17 protein-coding genes are annotated in these 16359 nt (G+C 67.0%); 7 read left to right on the top strand and 10 right to left on the bottom strand.

Translation table 11 applies throughout. From position 1 onward, the window contains the following. Positions 1 to 15: 15 nt before the first annotated feature. Both R0382_RS07110 and R0382_RS07105 read right to left on the bottom strand, forming a co-directional pair. The gene (locus tag R0382_RS07110) at positions 16 to 1152 is read right to left on the bottom strand and encodes an HD domain-containing phosphohydrolase (RefSeq protein ID WP_432723535.1); all 1137 of its coding nucleotides are present in this window, start codon (positions 1150 to 1152) and stop codon (positions 16 to 18) included. Positions 1153 to 1199: 47 nt separating this feature from the next. Further along, entirely contained in the window at positions 1200 to 2039 is an 840-nt protein-coding gene (locus tag R0382_RS07105) for a LysR substrate-binding domain-containing protein (RefSeq protein WP_432723534.1), read from the bottom strand. A 106-nt stretch (positions 2040 to 2145) separates the two neighbouring features. Between R0382_RS07105 and R0382_RS07100 the strand changes: the two genes are divergently transcribed. Then, complete coding sequence (locus R0382_RS07100; RefSeq protein ID WP_432723533.1) at positions 2146 to 3126, top strand: nitrilase family protein; 981 nt, start codon at positions 2146 to 2148, stop codon at positions 3124 to 3126. Here the strand turns inward: R0382_RS07100 and R0382_RS07095 are convergent. Further along, entirely contained in the window at positions 3117 to 3992 is an 876-nt protein-coding gene (locus tag R0382_RS07095; protein WP_432723532.1) for a LysR substrate-binding domain-containing protein, read from the bottom strand. The genes R0382_RS07100 and R0382_RS07095 overlap by 10 nt on opposite strands. Before the next feature lie 100 nt (positions 3993 to 4092). On the opposite strand from R0382_RS07095, the gene R0382_RS07090 reads away from it, so the two are divergent. The 4 genes from R0382_RS07090 to metF all read left to right on the top strand — a co-directional run bounded on the left by R0382_RS07090 (position 4093) and on the right by metF (position 6259). Next, positions 4093 to 4518 (top strand): CidA/LrgA family protein, encoded by a 426-nt coding sequence (locus R0382_RS07090; RefSeq protein WP_432723531.1) that lies wholly within the window; start codon positions 4093 to 4095, stop codon positions 4516 to 4518. Beyond that, positions 4518 to 5204, top strand: coding sequence for an LrgB family protein (locus tag R0382_RS07085; protein WP_432723530.1), 687 nt, complete (start codon positions 4518 to 4520; stop codon positions 5202 to 5204). Before R0382_RS07090 ends, R0382_RS07085 begins: the two co-directional genes overlap by 1 nt. Then, on the top strand, positions 5201 to 5350 hold the full coding sequence (locus R0382_RS07080; protein ID WP_432723529.1) for a hypothetical protein: 150 nt from the start codon (positions 5201 to 5203) through the stop codon (positions 5348 to 5350). The genes R0382_RS07085 and R0382_RS07080 overlap by 4 nt, the downstream gene beginning before the upstream one ends. 78 nt (positions 5351 to 5428) lie before the next feature. Continuing rightward, positions 5429 to 6259 carry a methylenetetrahydrofolate reductase [NAD(P)H] gene (metF, locus tag R0382_RS07075; RefSeq protein ID WP_432723528.1) on the top strand — a complete coding sequence of 277 codons (831 nt, stop codon included), beginning with the start codon at positions 5429 to 5431 and terminating at the stop codon, positions 6257 to 6259. Positions 6260 to 6891: 632 nt separating this feature from the next. Here metF and R0382_RS07070 read toward each other — a convergent pair. Continuing rightward, positions 6892 to 7680, bottom strand: a complete 789-nt coding sequence (locus R0382_RS07070) for an AraC family transcriptional regulator (protein ID WP_432723527.1) — start codon at positions 7678 to 7680, stop codon at positions 6892 to 6894. 94 nt (positions 7681 to 7774) lie between these two features. Here R0382_RS07070 and R0382_RS07065 point away from each other — a divergent pair, with 94 nt between their 5' ends. After that, positions 7775 to 8671, top strand: coding sequence for a DMT family transporter (locus R0382_RS07065; RefSeq protein ID WP_432723526.1), 897 nt, complete (start codon positions 7775 to 7777; stop codon positions 8669 to 8671). A gap of 283 nt (positions 8672 to 8954) precedes the next feature. Continuing rightward, positions 8955 to 10640 (top strand): Na/Pi cotransporter family protein, encoded by a 1686-nt coding sequence (locus R0382_RS07060; protein ID WP_432723525.1) that lies wholly within the window; start codon positions 8955 to 8957, stop codon positions 10638 to 10640. Positions 10641 to 10706: 66 nt separating this feature from the next. On the opposite strand, the gene R0382_RS07055 is transcribed toward R0382_RS07060, so the two are convergent. From R0382_RS07055 to R0382_RS07030, 6 genes are all read right to left on the bottom strand, one after another. After that, a complete protein-coding gene (locus R0382_RS07055) occupies positions 10707 to 11195 on the bottom strand; it encodes a hypothetical protein (protein WP_432723524.1) in 489 nt (162 codons plus the stop codon). A gap of 72 nt (positions 11196 to 11267) precedes the next feature. Further along, complete coding sequence (locus R0382_RS07050) at positions 11268 to 11894, bottom strand: 2OG-Fe(II) oxygenase (protein ID WP_432723523.1); 627 nt, start codon at positions 11892 to 11894, stop codon at positions 11268 to 11270. Beyond that, a complete protein-coding gene (locus R0382_RS07045; protein WP_432723522.1) occupies positions 11857 to 13929 on the bottom strand; it encodes a site-specific recombinase in 2073 nt (690 codons plus the stop codon). Before R0382_RS07045 ends, R0382_RS07050 begins: the two co-directional genes overlap by 38 nt. 54 nt (positions 13930 to 13983) lie before the next feature. Next, positions 13984 to 14835, bottom strand: coding sequence for a fructosamine kinase family protein (locus R0382_RS07040; protein WP_432723521.1), 852 nt, complete (start codon positions 14833 to 14835; stop codon positions 13984 to 13986). A gap of 161 nt (positions 14836 to 14996) precedes the next feature. Then, positions 14997 to 15410 carry an ExbD/TolR family protein gene (locus R0382_RS07035; RefSeq protein WP_432723520.1) on the bottom strand — a complete coding sequence of 138 codons (414 nt, stop codon included), beginning with the start codon at positions 15408 to 15410 and terminating at the stop codon, positions 14997 to 14999. Continuing rightward, entirely contained in the window at positions 15410 to 16147 is a 738-nt protein-coding gene (locus tag R0382_RS07030; RefSeq protein WP_432723519.1) for a MotA/TolQ/ExbB proton channel family protein, read from the bottom strand. The genes R0382_RS07035 and R0382_RS07030 overlap by 1 nt, the downstream gene beginning before the upstream one ends. Positions 16148 to 16359 lie beyond the last annotated feature (212 nt).

The following is a 16359-nucleotide window of genomic DNA, read 5'->3' as shown; positions in this document are numbered from 1 at the left end:
CGGCAAGCGCCGCGTTCAGGAGCGGGCGGTGTGATCGCCGCGCGCGGCCCGGACGCGTTGCGCCAGCGCTTCGAGTTCGAGCCGCCACGCAGGCCAGCTCGCAGACTGCGGCAGATCGTGGCGCTGGATGTCGCGCAGCAGATCGCCGAGCTGCCAGTCGACTTCCTGTGCCAGCGCCAGCAACTCCTGCGCAACCTGCTCGTCGTCGATCGCGTAATCGAGCGCCAGCTCGATCCGGTGCAGATCGATACCGAGCTGCGCCAGCATGCCGTAGATGCGGTCGAGCCGGTCGATGACGAAATCGGGCAGCGCCAGCGCCTCAAGGCGGCCACGCTGGACCAGCCAGTTGTCGAACAGCGCCGCCTGCCCCCCCAGTTGCTCGGACAGCACCAGCAGTCTCGCCTCGGAAGGATGGCTTTGGCCGGGCGAAACGATGCCCTGCAAGGCACGCGCCAGCAGGTCGATCGCATCGGTCCGGAAACTGTTGCGGATCAGCCGCAGCCAGATCAGCATCGCCGCCGGTCGGCGCTTGGGCAGCACCGAACCGACCGCCTCGGCGACGGCGAGGATTTCGCCGAGCGGATGCAGTGCACGGTGCGTACCGTGAGTCGGGTAGCCGCTGCCGTCGACGCGTTCGTGATGCTGCAGCACCGCCAGCACCGCCGCCTCGGGCACTTCCGGACAGCGTCGCAGCAACAAGGCCGCCAGTTGCGGATGATCGTCGATGATGCGCCGCGCCTCGGGATCACCGGCCGCCGGGATCAAGCTGTCCAGACCGATCAGCCCGGCATCGTGGAACAGCGCGGCGATCATCAACGCGGCCCGGTCCGGCGCCGACAGTTGCAACCCCAGCGCCAGATAGTCGGCCAGGATCACGATAATCAGGTGGTGCTGGTACAGCTCGGGATTTTCGGCGGCCAGCCGGCCAAGCTGGCGCGACAGCGGTTCCGGCAGGTGCAATGCGCCAAGGCCGTGCTTGAAGCCGAGCGGATCGGTCGAGCGCGCAATCAGCGTCGTCAGCGTCGACACGCTGTGCAGCGCCAGCTGCGCATGCTCGGCGATTTCCTCGCTGCGCAGACCGGCGCCGACAAAGGTCGGTACCGCTGGTGCGGCGGCGCGCATTCCGCGGGATGGACCATCCGGGAGCGACATGGTGATCTCCTCGACTCTGTTGCTCTGCAGTATAGGCAGGCCGACGGCTAGCGCAGCAGCGCGATGAAACGGTCACACAGCGGGCTGCCGCGCCCTGGCAGCCATGCCAGACCGGTCTGCCAGATTATCTCGGTGTCGGGCGGCACGATGCGTACGCCAGGCGGCAGGATGTGGAGGGCGCTCTCGGGCACCGGCGCAGCGCCAATGCCGGCCGCCGCCAGTGCCAGCAGGGTCTGGATGTCGCCGGCTTCGTGAATGGCCGGCGGCACAAAGCCCTGCCCGCTCCAGTGGTCGAGCAAGCGGTCGACCTCGCCGGCAAGCCCCGGGCCACGATGCCGCGCCAGCCGCAATACCGTTTGCGGTCGCAGCGAATCGACGCCGTTGCCGACCGCCAGCACTAGCCTGTCGGTCAGCAGCGGCAGACTCGCCAGCGGCGCCGGGACCGGCAGGCGGACGAAACCAAGCTGCAGCCGGCCAGTCAGCAGCCGGTCGACCTGCTCGGCCGACGACATGTCCTCGAGACTGATCTCGACGTCCGGATGGTGACGGCGGAAGGCTGCGATGTGCTGCGGTGCCAGCTGCAGGCTGGACAGCCCGAAACCGATCGCCAGCCGACCCGCTTCGCCTTGCGCCATGCGGCGCGCACGTGCGTCGAGCGCGTCGGCGCGGGCAAGCAGCTCGCTTGCTTCGGCGAGGAAGTCGGCGCCGAAGCCGGTCAGCACCGCACCGTGACGGCCACGGACAAACAGCGGTGCGCCGAGCCGGTCTTCGAGTACGCGGATCTGCTTGGTCAGCGCCGGCTGGGTCAGGCACAGCCGTCTGGCGGCCTGACCGTAGTGCAGGCAGTCGGCGAGAACGACAAAGGCGCGGAGCAGGCGGATTTCCATTCCTTCAGGTTATCACCGGTCGGAAAATTCATCATTATCCGGCGCCATGACACGGTGCTTAAATCGTCGGTGTCGCCGGCCCGCCGGCATGTACCGGAATCCCATCATGACCGAATCGCTACGCGTCGCCGCCGCGCAGTTCCAGCACCGCGCCAATGACAAGGCCTACAACCTCGGCCGCATCGCCGACTTCGCTCTTGAGGCCGCCCGCCGTGGCGTGCAGCTGCTCGCGCTGCCGGAAATGTGCATCACCGGCTACTGGCACGTGCCCAAGCTCGATGCGGCTGCCGTTGCGGCACTGGCCGAGCCGCTCGACGGCCCGTCGATCGCAGCGGTTCGGGCGCTGGCAATGGAGCACGGCATCGGGATCGGCGTCGGCTTCGTCGAGCGCGGCGACGACGGCCGGCTCTACAACGCCTACGCCGTCTGTCTGCCCGGCGGACAGGTGCATTGCCACCGCAAGCTGCACGCGTTCGAGCACCCGGCGATCGCCAGCGGCGACCGCTACACGGTGTTCGATACGCCGTGGGGCGTGCGCGTCGGCGTGCTGATTTGCTGGGACAACAATCTGGTCGAGAACGCCCGCGCCACTGCACTGCTCGGCGCGACGGTACTGCTGGCACCGCACCAGACCGGCGGCACCGATTCGCGCAGCCCGAACGCGATGAAGAAGATTCCGCTGTCCGTCTGGCGCAACCGCCACCAAGATCCGGCGGCGATCGAGGCGGCGTTCCGTGGCCCGAACGGGCGCGAGTGGCTGCTGCGCTGGCTGCCGGCTCGCGCGCACGACAATGGCCTGTTCATCGTCTTCGCCAACGGCGTCGGTGAAGACGACGACGAGGTCCGCACCGGCAACGCGATGGTGCTCGACCCCTACGGCCGCATCCTCGCCGAGACCTGGGCCGCCGCCGACGCGCTGGTCGACGCCGACCTCGACCTCGGCCTGTTGCCGCTGTGTTCGGGCCGGCGCTGGATGCAGGGCCGGCGCCCCGAACTCTACGGCGTGCTGACCGAAGGCCGGCCGGGCTTGCGCGACGCCCGCGCCGCCCGTTTCTCCGACGCCCCGGTCGACGTCAGTCAGCCATAACGCGCCTGTGCCAATGCCAGCCAGGCGCGGGCAGCGTGCGACAGATAGGCGTCGCGCGGCCATGCCAGCGCGATCTCCCATGGGATCTCGGCTTCGAGCGTGCACACGGCCAGCCCGTCCGGCGCCGACGCGGCGATTTCCGACGTCGGCAGCAGCGCAATGCCGATGCCGCCGCGCACCATTGCCTGAATCAGCCCGGGCTGGCCACTACGGCCGGTGACCTGTGGCGAAAAGCCGGCCTCCGCGCACGCCGATACGATCCGGTCGTTGAGCGCAAAGCCCGGCGTGAACAGGATGAAGGGCTCGTCGGCCAGCTCGGCCAGCGCCACCGTCGGCCGGTGCGCCCAGGCCGAACGCTCCGGCGCGATCAGCGCCAGCCGGTCGCGTACCAGCGTCAGCGTCTGGTAGCGCGGATCGGCAACCGGGTGCAGCAGCCCGCCAAGCTCGAGCTCGCCAGCGAGCAGCGCCGCCTCGATCGCGATCGCGCCGTCCTCGAACAGCTTGAGCTCGACCCCCGGGTAATGACGTTTGAACTCGCTGATCAGCGCAACGAACACCCGGCCGCCGAGCGAGGGCACGCCGATGCGCAATTCGCCGCACGCCAGCCCCGACAAACCGTCGAGTTCGGCACGCAGCTGCGCGGCGTCGGCGAGCAGACGTTCGGCGTAGCCGAGCACCACGCTACCGGCGTCGGTCAGCCTGGGCCGCTTGCCGTCGCGCAGCAGCAGCGTCTGACCCAGTTCGTCCTCGAGCTGGCGCACCAGCTTGCTCACCGTCGGCTGCGTCACGCACAGCTTTTCGGCCGCGAGCGTGAAGCTGGCGCAGTGGGCGACCTCGGCAAAGGCGCGCAGGGTTCGCAGTTCCATCGCTGATCATTCCAAATCGGCATTGATTTCATAAGGATAATTCATCCTTGTAATCAATGCGCAGGCCTAAACTGCGGGCTGTGTACCTCGGGAGGCCGTCATGGCGACCAAGCGCGTGTCGGACCTGCTCCGGCTCGTCACCCAATTGCTGCTGATCTTTGCCGTCTGGTTCGCCACCGACTGGCTGGCCCGTGTCGTGCATTCGCCGATTCCGGGCAGCGTGATCGGGCTCGGCGTGGTGCTGGCCTTGCTGATGACCGGCCTGATGCCGGCCGATGCGATCCGCCGCGGCGCCGAATGGCTGCTGGCCGAAATGCTGCTGTTCTTCATTCCGCCGTGCATCGCCGTGGTCCAGTTCGGCACGCTGTTCAAGGCCGAAGGCTTGCCGCTGATCGTGGTCATCGGCCTCGGCACGCTGATCGTCATGGCCGGGACCGCACTGGTGGTCGATGTCGTGTTCCGCTGGGAACACCGCCGCCGAATCCGCGCCAAATCTCGCCGCCGCGCACTCGCCGGAGCCCTGTAATGGCCACGTCGCCGCTTGCGTTGATCAGCCTGCTGCTGACCATCGCCGTCTACTACGGCTGCAAATGGCTGTACCGCCGCCACCGCAAGATCTGGTTCGCCCCGATCCTGCTTGCGCCGCTGATCCTCGGTGCCATCGTGCTGCTCGCCGGCATTCCCTATCCGGTCTACAACGCCGACGCCCGCTGGCTGGTCTGGCTGCTCGGGCCGACGACGATCGCCTTCGCCGTGCCGATCTACGACCAGCGCGAGATCATCCGCCGCAACCCGCTGACGCTGACGATCGGCGTGATCGCCGGTGTCGCGCTCGGCATTGGTTCGTCGTGGTTGCTGGCAACGCTGTTCCAGCTACCCGATGAAGTGACCCACAGCCTGCTGTCGCGTTCGGTCTCGACACCGTTCGCCGTCGTCGCCACCGATGCCTTCGGCGGCTCGCGCGAGCTGACCTCGCTCTTCGTCGTCGTCACCGGCGTGTTCGGCATGGCGATCGGCGAAACGGTGATGCGGCTGTTGCCGCTGCGCTCGCGCATGGCGCGCGGCGCGATGTTCGGCGCCGCCAGCCACGGTGCCGGCACGGCCAAGGCGCGCGAAATCGGCGGCGAGGAAGGCGTCGTCGCCAGCCTGACCATGACGATGGCCGGCATCGCCATGGTGTTGATCTCCCCCCTGCTTGGAGCATGGTTATGAAACGTCCGATCCCCTGGTGCTGTGCACGACGTCGCGCACGGCTGCGGCAGCAACCCAAGCGGACGCCGCAGCGCAGCGACGTGGTCGGTGGCACGCCCGAAGTCGATCCGTTGTCGCCGCCACACGGCAAACTCACGCCAACATGAACCTATTGCACGTTCGCTAGCGCGAACACCGGGCGGGGCAGTGGTAAGATTGCCAAGAGTTTCCACCGAACAGCCGCCATGACCCGCCCGCCGATCAGCTTCGAATTCTTCCCGTCCAAAACGCCCGAAGGCACCGACAAGCTGCGCAACACGCGCCGCCAGCTCGCCCAGTTCAAGCCCGAGTTCTTCTCTGTGACCTTCGGCGCCGGCGGTACGACGCAGGACGGCACGCGCAATGCGGTGTTCGAAATCCAGTCCGAAGGCCATCAGGCGGCGCCGCACCTGTCGTGCATCGGCTCGACCCGCGCGACCATTGCCGAGCTGCTGACGAGCTATCGCGAGCACGGCATCCGCCGCATCGTCGCGCTGCGCGGCGACATTCCGTCGGGCATGGTCGACGTCGGCGAATTCCGCTATGCCAACGAACTGGTCGCCTTCATCCGCGAGCAGCACGGCGACTGGTTCCACATCGAAGTCGCCGCCTACCCCGAGTACCACCCGCAGGCGCAGAGCGCCGAGGCCGATCTGCGCGCCTTCGTCGGCAAGGTCAACGCCGGCGCAGACGCGGCGATCACCCAGTACTTCTTCAACGCCGATGCCTATTTCCGCTTCGTCGACGAAGTACAGAGCCGCGGCGTCACCATCCCGATCGTGCCCGGCATCATGCCGATCCAGAACTTCAGCCAGCTGTCGCGCTTCTCCGACATGTGCGGCGCCGAAATCCCGCGCTGGCTCAAGCTGCGGCTGGCGTCGTTCGGCGACGATTCGGCATCGATCCGCGCCTTTGGCCTCGACTTCGTCACCGAGCTGTCGGACCGGGTGCTGTCGCAAGGCGCGCCGGGGCTGCATTTCTATACGCTCAACGCGGCCGGGGCGGTGAGTACGATTTGTCAGCGGCTGGGTTTCTGAGCGCGGGATGTGCAGCAGTGAAACGGCCCGGAAGGGCCGTTTTTCATGGCTGAGGTTTTAAGACCGCTGCGCAGCTCTGGTTTAGCGCCTACGGCGCGTAGGTTAAAGGCATTGATGCGCGTTCCGCCGCGCGGACGGGAAGGGAGCTTTGTCTCGCCAAAGCCCCCTTCACCCCAAAGGCGCCCCGCGCCTGCGACCCGCCGGGCTACCCTCGGTCGGTCGCGAGCCAAGCCATGAGGCCGGCTTGTCTCGCTCCACTCCTCGGCGCTGGCGAACGGGATTGAAAAGCCACTCTTTTCACCCGCTGCGGATCGTTTGCATCGTTTTCAACCACGGCCAATGGCAAACCGCCTATGGCCCCTCAGTAGCGCCGAGCAGCACAGCCGGACGCGGGGTTTCGGGGCCTGGCTGTCTGAGCCCGCAGGGCGAGTTCAGGACCCCGCCGCGTTTGGCGCGCAGCGTAGGGTACCCGCGAAGCGGGCGCGAATGCGGGGTCGCCTTTCTTTGGATACTTTCTTTGGCGAAGCAAAGAAAGTATCCCGTCTGCACGGCGGAACGCGCATCCATGCTTATAAACACCGCGCCGCAGGCGCTTAACCCCAGCCCCGCTCAAGCGAGCGCACACACCCTGCCTAAACCCTCGCCCCCATCTCCCGCCGATACTGCTCCGGCGTCGTCCCCGCCTGGCGCTGGAACATTGCGATGAACGCCGAACTCGTGCTGTAACCCAGATCCAGCGCGATCGCCTGCACGCTGCGGCCGGCTTCGAGCCACTCGATCGCGCGCAGAAAGCGCAGCCGCGATCGCCACTCGCCCAGACTCATCCCCAGTTCGCGCTGGCAATGGCGCGCCAGCGTCCGCCCGGTCAGGTGCACCGTTGTCGCCCAGTCGGCCAGGCTGCGGGTGTTGCCCGGATCGCGCTGCAGCGCGTCGAGCAACTGCCGCAGCTGCGGCGTCTGCGCCAGCGGCAGGTAGCGCGGCTCGACCCGCGCGCTGCCGAGCTGGTCGACGACCACCTGCGCCAAACGGCGGTCGGCATCGCGTTCGGGCACCGCGACGCCACGCTCGGCGAAGTCGACCAGAATCGCCCGCAGCAGCGGACTGATCGCCAGCATGCACGGCTGCGATGGCAGCGCGGCGCACAGCGACGGGTCGAGGTCGAGCGCGCGGTACAGCACCGGCTGGTGGTTGTAGCTGCCGTGGACGACGCCGACCGGCAGCCAGACCGCGTACTGCGGCGGCGACAGGAAGCGCTGGCCGGCAACGTCGATCTGCATCACGCCGTGCTCGGCGTAGTTGAGCTGGCCCCAGGGATGCTGGTGCTGCTCGCACTCGGTGCGCGCGGCCAGCGTATCGAAGCGGAAGCACACCGGGTAGGGCAAGCGGTCGAAATCACGCTGCGGTGAATAGTGCTGGCTCATGGTGTCCGGATCGGTGAACGGCTTGTCTGTTTCTCAGTATATCCAGACAGGCAGACAGGCGGACAATCCGTCCCATATTCCGAAGGAGCGCCGCATGCCCCTGCTCTTCCCCGTGCTGGCCGTACTGATCTGGGCCGCCAATACCGTCGTCAACAAACTGGCCGCCGGTGCGATCGCGCCGGCCGAAATCGGCTTCTACCGCTGGCTGCTGGCGGCGTTGCTGTTCACACCGTTCATGTTCAAACCCTTGCTGCAGCACCGTGCGGCGATCCGGGCGCAGGCCGGCAAGATCGTCGTGCTCGGGCTGATGGGCATGGTGCTGTACCAGACCCTCGCCTACTTTGCCGCCCACAGCACGTCGGCGACGAATATGGGCATCATCCTGTCGCTGATGCCGATGATGGCGCTGGCGCTGTCGATCGGCCTGCTCGGCCAGCGGCTGACGTGGGGAGCGATCACCGGTTCGGTCGTATCGTTCGCCGGCGTGCTGCTCGTCGTTTCCGGCGGCAGCATCGCCGCCCTGCTGCGGCACGGCGTCGGCAGCGGCGATGCGCTGATGCTGATCGCGACGCTGGCCTACGCGCTCTACAGCGTGCTGCTGAAGAAGTGGCAGATCCAGCTGCCGTCCTTGCTGCTGCTCTACCTGCAGGTGCTGGTCGCCGTCGTACTGTTGCTGCCGCTCTATCTGGCATCGCCGAAGGTCGGGCTCTCGGCCGCCAATATCCCGCTGGTGCTGTACGCAGCGCTGTTCGCATCGATGCTCGCGCCGCTGCTGTGGATGCGCGGCGTCGCGCAGGCCGGGCCGAGCCGCACCACGCTGCTGTTCAACCTGTCGCCGGTATTCACCGCGCTGATCGCCGCAACGCCGATCCTGCACGAGCAACTGGCGTGGTATCACCTCGTCGGCGGCGTGCTGACGCTGGCCGGCGTGCTGCTCAGCGAACGCTGGAAACAGCCGTTGCCGCGCATGGCTGTCGGCGTCGGCCGCTGAGCAGCGGTGTTGCGCGCGCGACGCAGGCGCTGACGTCCATCGGGCAGAAACCGCGCACGCGACCAGCCAAACCGGCGCCGATGGTCAAGACTGAATGAAAGTGCAATGAAAAAGCGGTCATCCCCCACGGTGTAGCTGCGCAGCGCAAACCCAGTGCAACGGTGCTGGCAAGGCGCCAAGCAGGCGAGCGGGTTGAGTCGGCCGCACTGCAACACCGGCCAGGCAGGACAAAGGCCGGGTTGCCATGCCGGAGCCCCATGGGTTCTGGCCAGGGAGAACGAGCATGATGACCGTTCTGCTTCATCTTGCCGGTGGTGTCGCCCTCCTGACCTGGGGGCTGCACATGGTCGAAACCGGCTTCATGCGCGCCCTCGGCGCGTCGTTGCGACAACTGATGGGCCGCAGCCTGGGCAGCCGCTGGCGCGCGATGCTGGCCGGGCTGGCGATCACCACCGTGCTGCAGAGCAGCACCGCCACCGGCCTGATCGCGACCTCGTTCGCCGCGCGCCGGGTGCTGACGCCGATCGCCGGGCTGGCGATCATGCTCGGCGCCAATCTGGGCTCGACGCTGATCGTCCAGGCGTTCTCGCTGCATCTGGGCTGGGTATCGCCGCTGTGCCTGATCGCCGGGCTGTTCATGTTCGAGCGCGGCAAGGGCTCGCAGATGCGCGACTTCGGCCGGGCCTTCATCGGCATCGGCCTGATGCTGTTGGCGCTGCGGCTGCTGGTCGAAACCATGCAACCGGCCGAAGCCGCACCGGCAATGCGCGCCATCCTCGACGTGCTTGCCGACCAACCGTTGCCAAACGCGATGATCGCGGCACTGCTGACCTGGCTGGCGCATTCGAGCATCCCGACGGTGCTGCTGGTGATGTCGCTCGCCGGCTCGCACGCGATCCCGGCCAGCACCGCGCTGGCGATGGTGCTCGGCGCCAATATCGGCAGCGCGCTCAATCCCTGGTTCGAGGGCAACAAGGGCAACGACAACCTGCGCCGGCGGCTGCCGGCCGGCAACCTGCTGCTGCGCGGCGGCAGCTGCCTCGTGCTGCTATTGGCGGTCGGGCCGCTGGCGCAGTGGCTCGGGCGGCTGTGGCCCGATCCGGGCGCACTGGTCGCCGATTTCCACACGCTGCTCAACCTCGGCATCGCGCTGGCCTTCATCGGCCTGCTCAAGCCGGTTTCACGGCTGCTCGAGCGCGTTTTTCCGGACCAGCGCGCCGCCGCCGACCAGCCCGACGCACCGCGCTACCTCGATCCGTCGGCGATTGCCACGCCGTCGCTGGCGCTGACCTGCGCAACGCGCGAAGCGCTGCACATGGGCGACATCGTCGAGGAAATGCTCCGATCGAGCATGCCGGCGCTGCTGGGGGACGACCGGCAGCGCATTCTGGACATCACCCGCCGCGACAACGCCGTCGACCGGCTGCACGAGGCGATCAAGCTCTACGTCACCGAGATCACCCGCGAAAGCCTGTCGCAGCACGATGCGGCGCGGGCGATGGCGATCATCGGTTTCGTCATCAATATGGAGCACATCGGCGACATCATCGACAAGAACCTGATGGAGCTGGCCGGCAAGAAGATCCGCGGCCAGCTGAGTTTTTCGCACGATGGCGCCGCCGAGCTGGCCCAGCTTCACCACGAGGTGCTGGAGAACTTCCACCGCGCCCAGTCGGTGTTCATCTCGGCCGACCTGCATACCGCGCAGACGCTGCTGGCCGGCAAGGTGACGATCCGCGAGCTGGGCCGCCACGCCGCCGACACCCATCTGGCGCGGCTGCGCGACGGCGTGCCCGAGAGCATCGCCTCGAGTTCGCTGCATCTGGACGTGCTGCGCGACCTGCGGCGGATCCACTCGCACATCTGCGCGATCGCCTACCCGGTGCTCGAACAGGGCGGCGGCGCGCCGGACACCGGCCGTGTGCGGACGCAGGAGGATGCCTGGCAAGGCGTGGCCGGGCGGGTCTAGCCTCGGTCGACGCAAAAACGGCCCCGCGGGGCCGTTTTCACTGGACTCGTCGGTCGCAGGCGAGGATCACATCGGCTGCGGCACGATGCCGTTGCCCGCCGGCACCACGCGGGTGCTCTTGCTGTCGGTCAGCACGTCGACACGCTGGCCGACCGTGAGCGGGGCGTCGGCCTTCTGCACGATGACCATGCGCTGGCCGTTGTCGAGCCGGACGGTCACCTCGTACGCATCCTGCTGGGTGACGCCCTTCTCGATTGCATTGCCGGCCAGGCCACCGACGATGGCGCCCAGGATGCCGGCAACGATCTGGCCGTTGCCGCCACCGATATTGCCGCCTGCGGCGATCCCGCCGATCGCGCCGCCAGCAACGGTGCCGACGCCGGTGGAATCCTGCATTTTCACCGAACGCAGGTTCTCGATCGCGCCGGACTGTACCGTCGCGGCCTGCATCATCTGGTCGCGGTTGTAGACGTTCGACGAGGTGTTGGCGCAACCGGCGACAAAGACGGTGCTGGCGCCGGCCAGCATCAGGGCAATCAGTTTAGGGGCGCGCATCTGGAGGCCCTCCCGGGATCGGATCAATGCAGCCATTGTAGTGAGCGGCACCCGCCCGGGCTGTGGACGAAGTCACACGCGCGCACGACGACGGTACCAGCCGGTCAGCGACCAGCGCTCGCGTCGTGCCGGCAGCACCTCGTGCTCGAATCGGTCGGACATGAACACCGCCAGTGTGCCGCCATCGGGGCGGACATCGCGATGGCTACCGTCGTCGAGGTAAAGCCGCAGCTCGCCGCCATCGGCCTCGCCCCATTCGGGGTTCAGGTAGAGCACGATGGTGACGACGCGGGTGTCCTCGCCGCGGTGCTGATCGAGGTGGCGCTTGTAGAAGCGCCCTTCCGGATAGACCGCCAGATGGCACTCGAGTTCGGCCAGCCCGAGGTAGAGCCCGGCGTTCAACTCGCCGCGCAGCGCCTCTAGCCGGTCGAGCGCAAGCGCTGCGGCCGGATCGGCCGCGTCAGCCGGACCATCCGCGCCAGCCCAACCCTCATCATCGAGCCACAGCACCTCGTCGCCGCGGATCTCGCCGTTGACCGCGTGGCCGCCGGCGCGGCCGACGCCGGCGCGGGCGAAGTCGGCCCGCCGGGCCTGCGACGACGCGACCAGCGCGGCGACTTCAGCCGGGCTCAGGAAGCCCGGCAGCACGCACCAGCCGTCGTCAACCAGCGCGTTGGCGACGCAATCGAATCCACTCACGGACGGTCTCCTGATGGTTGGGCAAGGGCGGTGGCGGCGCGACCGGCTTGGCGGCACGGGCCGGGAGGAAGAACTGGCCCGGATTGCGCATGAAGCGACGCGCCAGTTCGCCGAGCAAGGGCTTGGTCGCCTGGAAGGTCAGCTTGCGCGAACGCAGCGCCACCCACAGCGCCAGGCCGAAGCTGACCGCGAGGTTGGTCATGCCGATCAGGGCAATGCCGAGCACCGACATCGCGACGATTTGCCAGTCGAGCTGGAAGTTGTAGGTCACCGCGGCGAACGACAGGTAGGCCGACGAGAAGGTGATATGGCGGATATCGATCGGCAGCCCCAGGAGGAAGCCGACGGTACCGATCATGCCGAGCATCATGCCGAAGTAGAAGTTACCGGCCAGCGCACCGAGGTTGTTCTCGATGTACTTGGCCAGCCGTCGGGCGCGCGATTCGCCAACCAGCCAGTTCAACCACGGCAGCGCCGCGATCCGGTCGGGGATGCGGTTGTAGATCGCCTTGTTGTCGTAATAACCCGAGATCAGCCCGGCCAGGAACAGGCAGCAACCGGCGATGGCCGCGTGGAACAGCGCCAGACTGGCGATCGGCGACAGATCGTGCAGCAGGTGGTCGGCCTTGGCGGTGTCGATGACCGGGCTGCCGACATACCAGTTCCAGCCCATCGCGATCAGCAGCGCGACCGGCATCGCCAAGGCCACGTTGCCGACGATGGCGATGAACTGCGTCCGCACCACCTTGACGATCAAGCCGGCCAGCTCGTCCAGGTCGACACGCTGCGTTCGTCCTTGCCGGCTGCCGGCATGGATGGTCGCGGCGATCTTGGCCGCCGTCATCGCCGGCTGCTTGGTCGCGATGGTGAAATGCAGCATGTGGATCAGCATGAAGCCGAGCGCGTAATTGAGGCCGAACAGGATCGCTTCGAGCAGCAGCGGGATATGCGCCTTGGCGGTCAGGAGCTTGATCAGCGCCATGAAACCGACGATGACGCCGGCGCCGGCGGCCGAGCGGAACATGCCGAGCCATTCGCTGCGGGTTTCGGCGATGTAATGTTCGCCGGTATGGCTGGCGTGCTCGGTCACCTGCAAGGCCAGCAAGGAGGTGTTGTCGGCGAACACGTCGCGGATCCGGTACTTGCGGTTTTCGGCCCGTACCAGCGCGACCAGGCCGTCGATGATCAGCTCGGCCTTGTCCGGGCTCGGCACCGGGTCGATCAGCAGCAGCAGCATGCGCATGCGCTCGACGTGCTGGTACAGCCGCACCATGTGATACGTCAGCCCGACCGAAATACCGTTCTTGGCCGCGCTTTTCCTGATCTTGGCGAGCCAGTCCTCGCACTGGTCGAGCAGCACCAGAATCGGCCGGACGTCCTCGTCGGGCAGCGCCTCGTCGATCATCGCCCGGCGGTAGTGCTCGATGTAGGCGAGCGTTTCGACGTTCTGACGTACGAACGGCGACTCGAAGCGTTCGATGTCCGGGTTGTTGCGCACCAGTTCGGGTTCGAGACCGATCGCCGACAGCCGGCACGACAGCACCTGGATCGCCTCGAGCACCTGCAGCCGCGTCTTGTTGATGCTGTCGCGGTCGGTTTCGTCGTGGACATGCATTGCCCGGCCGAGCGCCAGCCAGGCATCGCGGCTGATCGCCTCGAGCCAGACATAGTCGGTCCGCCGGTGGAACAGCGCGCCAAACACGTCCTTGAGCGAATAGCGGTTGAACACCGGCGGCAGCACCCGGTAGCCGATGCGGCGGGTCAGCGCGGTGTAGAAGGTCTCGTTCGAAAGGATGCCGGTATCGGTGTACAGCTGGACCTGCTTGCGCGTCGACAGCAGGTGCAGCAGGTGGCGCCGCAGCGCCGCGCGGTAGTCGGGATACTGCTCGAGCAGATAGGCCAGCGCCTGTACCGCGTTGTTCGCGGCGACGGCATCGGCGTGGTCGCGCGGGCGCATCGTGTCGACGAGCTCGCGAAACAGGTCGAAAGCGCGCTCGGTCGGCGCACTGACCATGGCGCGCAGAATGGCTTCCATATGATTTCCAGTGGAGAGGTCGGATGATTTTATCGTATTGACGATGACAGGCCGTCAGCGCAGTTGCGCCAGCAGTTCGCGGATCATCCGCTGTGCTGCGTCGCGATAGTGGCCACCGAACAGGTTGTAATGGTTGAGCACGTGATAGAGCTGATACAGCGTCCGTCGTTCCCGGTAGCCCGGATCGAGCGGCCACGCGGCACGGTAGGCGGCGTAAAAGCGCGGCGAGAAGCCACCGAACAGCTCGGTCATCGCCAGATCGGTCTCGCGGTCGCCGAAGTAGCTGGCCGGATCGAACAAGGCCGGCGTGCCGTCGGCGAGGAAGGCGGCGTTGCCCGACCACAGATCGCCATGCAGCAGCGATGCCGCCGGCGCATAGCCGTCGAACAGTGCCGGCAGCGCCGCCAGCAAGGCGTCCCCATCGCGCAGGCGCGCGCCGCTGTGTGCGGCCAGCTCAAGCTGCGGTGCCAGCCGCCGCTGCAGCCAGAACGCCGGCCAGTCGGACAGCCAGCCGTTGGCCTGCCTCGTCCGCCCGATCGTGTTGTCGATGTCCCAGCCGAAACGCGGCATCGTCAGCCGGTGCACTTCGGCCAGCGCCTCGCCGAGCCGGGCGTCGTCCCCCTGCCCTTGCAGCTCGAGCCATTCGAGGACCAGAAAACTGCGGTCGCCGCTCTGCCCGCTGCAGACCGGTTGCGGCACGCGAATCCGCGTCCCCAGCAGGCCCAGCGCAGCGGCTTCGGCATCGAACCCCGCGCCCCTGCGGTTGCATTTGACGAAATAGCTGCGGCCGCCGCATTCGAAGCGGAACGCCGCGCTGATCTCGCCGCCGCCCACCGGCAAAACGGCGCTGGGTTCCCCGGCCTCGCCCCCCGCGGCATGGATGGCTGCGGCAACGTCGTTCCACATTGCGGTCTCCAGTCGGTCTCTGCCAGAGTGCCCAGCATGCCCGATGACGGATGGGTAAGGCAGCGTAAACGCTTGGGCTTGAAAAACGGCAAAACGCCCGCATACAGCGGGCGTTTTTCGAGCGGGATGCCGATGGAGCGCCCTTGCGGGGTGCCGGGCGCTTACTGCGCCTTGGGATCGGTGACGAAGCCGATGCGTTCGAGCCCGTTGCGCTGCGCTGCGGCCATCGTCTGTGCGACGACTTCGTAGCGGACATTGCGGTCGGCGGTCAGGTGCAGTTCCGGCTGCGGCTTTTTCTCCGCAGCGGCCTTCAGCCGCTCGTCGAGCATCGCGTCGTCGATCTTCTCGCCCTGCCAGAAGCGCTGGCCGGCGGCGTCGATCGACAAGGCGATGTTCTCGGGCTTGATCTGCTGCGGCTGGTTCGCCGCACGCGGCAGATCCATCTTCACCGCGTGGTTGATCACCGGCACGGTGATGATGAAGATGATCAACAGCACCAGCATGACGTCGACCAGCGGCGTCATATTGATTTCGCTCATCACCTCATCGTTGTCGTCGAGGCCGCCGAACGCCATTACTTGCTCCCGTTGACGACGTTCAGCGCCGGCGCCGGCGAGGCCGCCGCACTGCTGCCGACGCGCGAACCGGTGACGAAGTAGGCGTGCAGGTCATGGGCAAAGCGCGACAATTGCATCGATACGGCCTTGTTGCCGCGCACCAGCGCGTTGTAGCCGAGCACCGCCGGAATCGCCACGGCGAGGCCGAAGGCGGTCATGATCAGTGCTTCACCGACCGGGCCGGCGACCTTATCGATGCTCGCCTGACCCGAAACGCCGATGCCGACCAGCGCGTGGTAAATGCCCCAGACGGTGCCGAACAGCCCCACGAAGGGCGCGGTCGAGCCGACCGAGGCCAGGATCGACAGGCCGGATTGCATCGCCTGCTGCGCGTCGTCGATCGCCCGGCGCAGATTGCTGGTGACCCAGTCACTGACATTGAGCGCGCCGTGCAGGTCATTCTTGTTGTGCGCGTGGTGGGCGACCGCATCGGCGCCTTCCTCGGCCAGATGGCGGAACGGATTCGACGTGCGGGTCTCGCCGAGCGACGCCAAGCCGGCGGCGAAGTCGCGCTGATGCCAGAAATCGTTGCTGGCCGCGCTGGCCTGACGCTTGAGTTTCACCAGTCGTGCCGCCTTGAGCACGATCACGCACCACGATGCGATCGACATCACCAGCAGCAGGATGGCCACGCTACGCGTGACGAAATCGCCCTGAGCCCAGAGCGCGGCAATGCCGTAGGGATTGGTTTCCATCTCGTTTCCTTGTGCGATTCTTTCCGGGCGTAACGCATGGGCCGCCCATTCAGCCTGCCATATTAACGAGAATTGTTATCATCTTCAAATGATCCGTGCACGGCGCGTTCCAGATGCCCGGAATACCAGCGCGCTCGGGACGTCAACCGAAAATTGACCGAGCCGGACCCAAATGCTGCAACTGCGCCGGCCATCGCCATTGGCTACCATCC

Source organism: Jeongeupia wiesaeckerbachi (genome assembly GCF_050916355.1).
Classification (GTDB): domain Bacteria; phylum Pseudomonadota; class Gammaproteobacteria; order Burkholderiales; family Chitinibacteraceae; genus Jeongeupia; species Jeongeupia wiesaeckerbachi.
Note: the sequence above shows the minus strand (reverse complement) of the source record. Positions and strands in the feature narration are given on the sequence as shown.

Excerpts from the sequence above, each read along its gene's own strand:
- R0382_RS07055 (WP_432723524.1), bottom strand. The coding sequence starts at position 11,195 with ATGCGCGCCCCTAAACTGATTGCCCTGATGCTGGCCGGCGCCAGCACC.
- R0382_RS07040 (WP_432723521.1), bottom strand. The coding sequence starts at position 14,835 with ATGTGGAACGACGTTGCCGCAGCCATCCATGCCGCGGGGGGCGAGGCC.
- R0382_RS07110 (WP_432723535.1), bottom strand. The coding sequence starts at position 1,152 with ATGTCGCTCCCGGATGGTCCATCCCGCGGAATGCGCGCCGCCGCACCA.
- R0382_RS07080 (WP_432723529.1), top strand. The coding sequence starts at position 5,201 with ATGAAACGTCCGATCCCCTGGTGCTGTGCACGACGTCGCGCACGGCTG.
- metF (WP_432723528.1), top strand. The coding sequence starts at position 5,429 with ATGACCCGCCCGCCGATCAGCTTCGAATTCTTCCCGTCCAAAACGCCC.
- R0382_RS07085 (WP_432723530.1), top strand. The coding sequence starts at position 4,518 with ATGGCCACGTCGCCGCTTGCGTTGATCAGCCTGCTGCTGACCATCGCC.
- R0382_RS07070 (WP_432723527.1), bottom strand. The coding sequence starts at position 7,680 with ATGAGCCAGCACTATTCACCGCAGCGTGATTTCGACCGCTTGCCCTAC.
- R0382_RS07035 (WP_432723520.1), bottom strand. The coding sequence starts at position 15,410 with ATGGCGTTCGGCGGCCTCGACGACAACGATGAGGTGATGAGCGAAATC.
- R0382_RS07095 (WP_432723532.1), bottom strand. The coding sequence starts at position 3,992 with ATGGAACTGCGAACCCTGCGCGCCTTTGCCGAGGTCGCCCACTGCGCC.
- R0382_RS07030 (WP_432723519.1), bottom strand. The coding sequence starts at position 16,147 with ATGGAAACCAATCCCTACGGCATTGCCGCGCTCTGGGCTCAGGGCGAT.
- R0382_RS07065 (WP_432723526.1), top strand. The coding sequence starts at position 7,775 with ATGCCCCTGCTCTTCCCCGTGCTGGCCGTACTGATCTGGGCCGCCAAT.
- R0382_RS07045 (WP_432723522.1), bottom strand. The coding sequence starts at position 13,929 with ATGGAAGCCATTCTGCGCGCCATGGTCAGTGCGCCGACCGAGCGCGCT.
- R0382_RS07100 (WP_432723533.1), top strand. The coding sequence starts at position 2,146 with ATGACCGAATCGCTACGCGTCGCCGCCGCGCAGTTCCAGCACCGCGCC.
- R0382_RS07060 (WP_432723525.1), top strand. The coding sequence starts at position 8,955 with ATGATGACCGTTCTGCTTCATCTTGCCGGTGGTGTCGCCCTCCTGACC.
- R0382_RS07105 (WP_432723534.1), bottom strand. The coding sequence starts at position 2,039 with ATGGAAATCCGCCTGCTCCGCGCCTTTGTCGTTCTCGCCGACTGCCTG.
- R0382_RS07090 (WP_432723531.1), top strand. The coding sequence starts at position 4,093 with ATGGCGACCAAGCGCGTGTCGGACCTGCTCCGGCTCGTCACCCAATTG.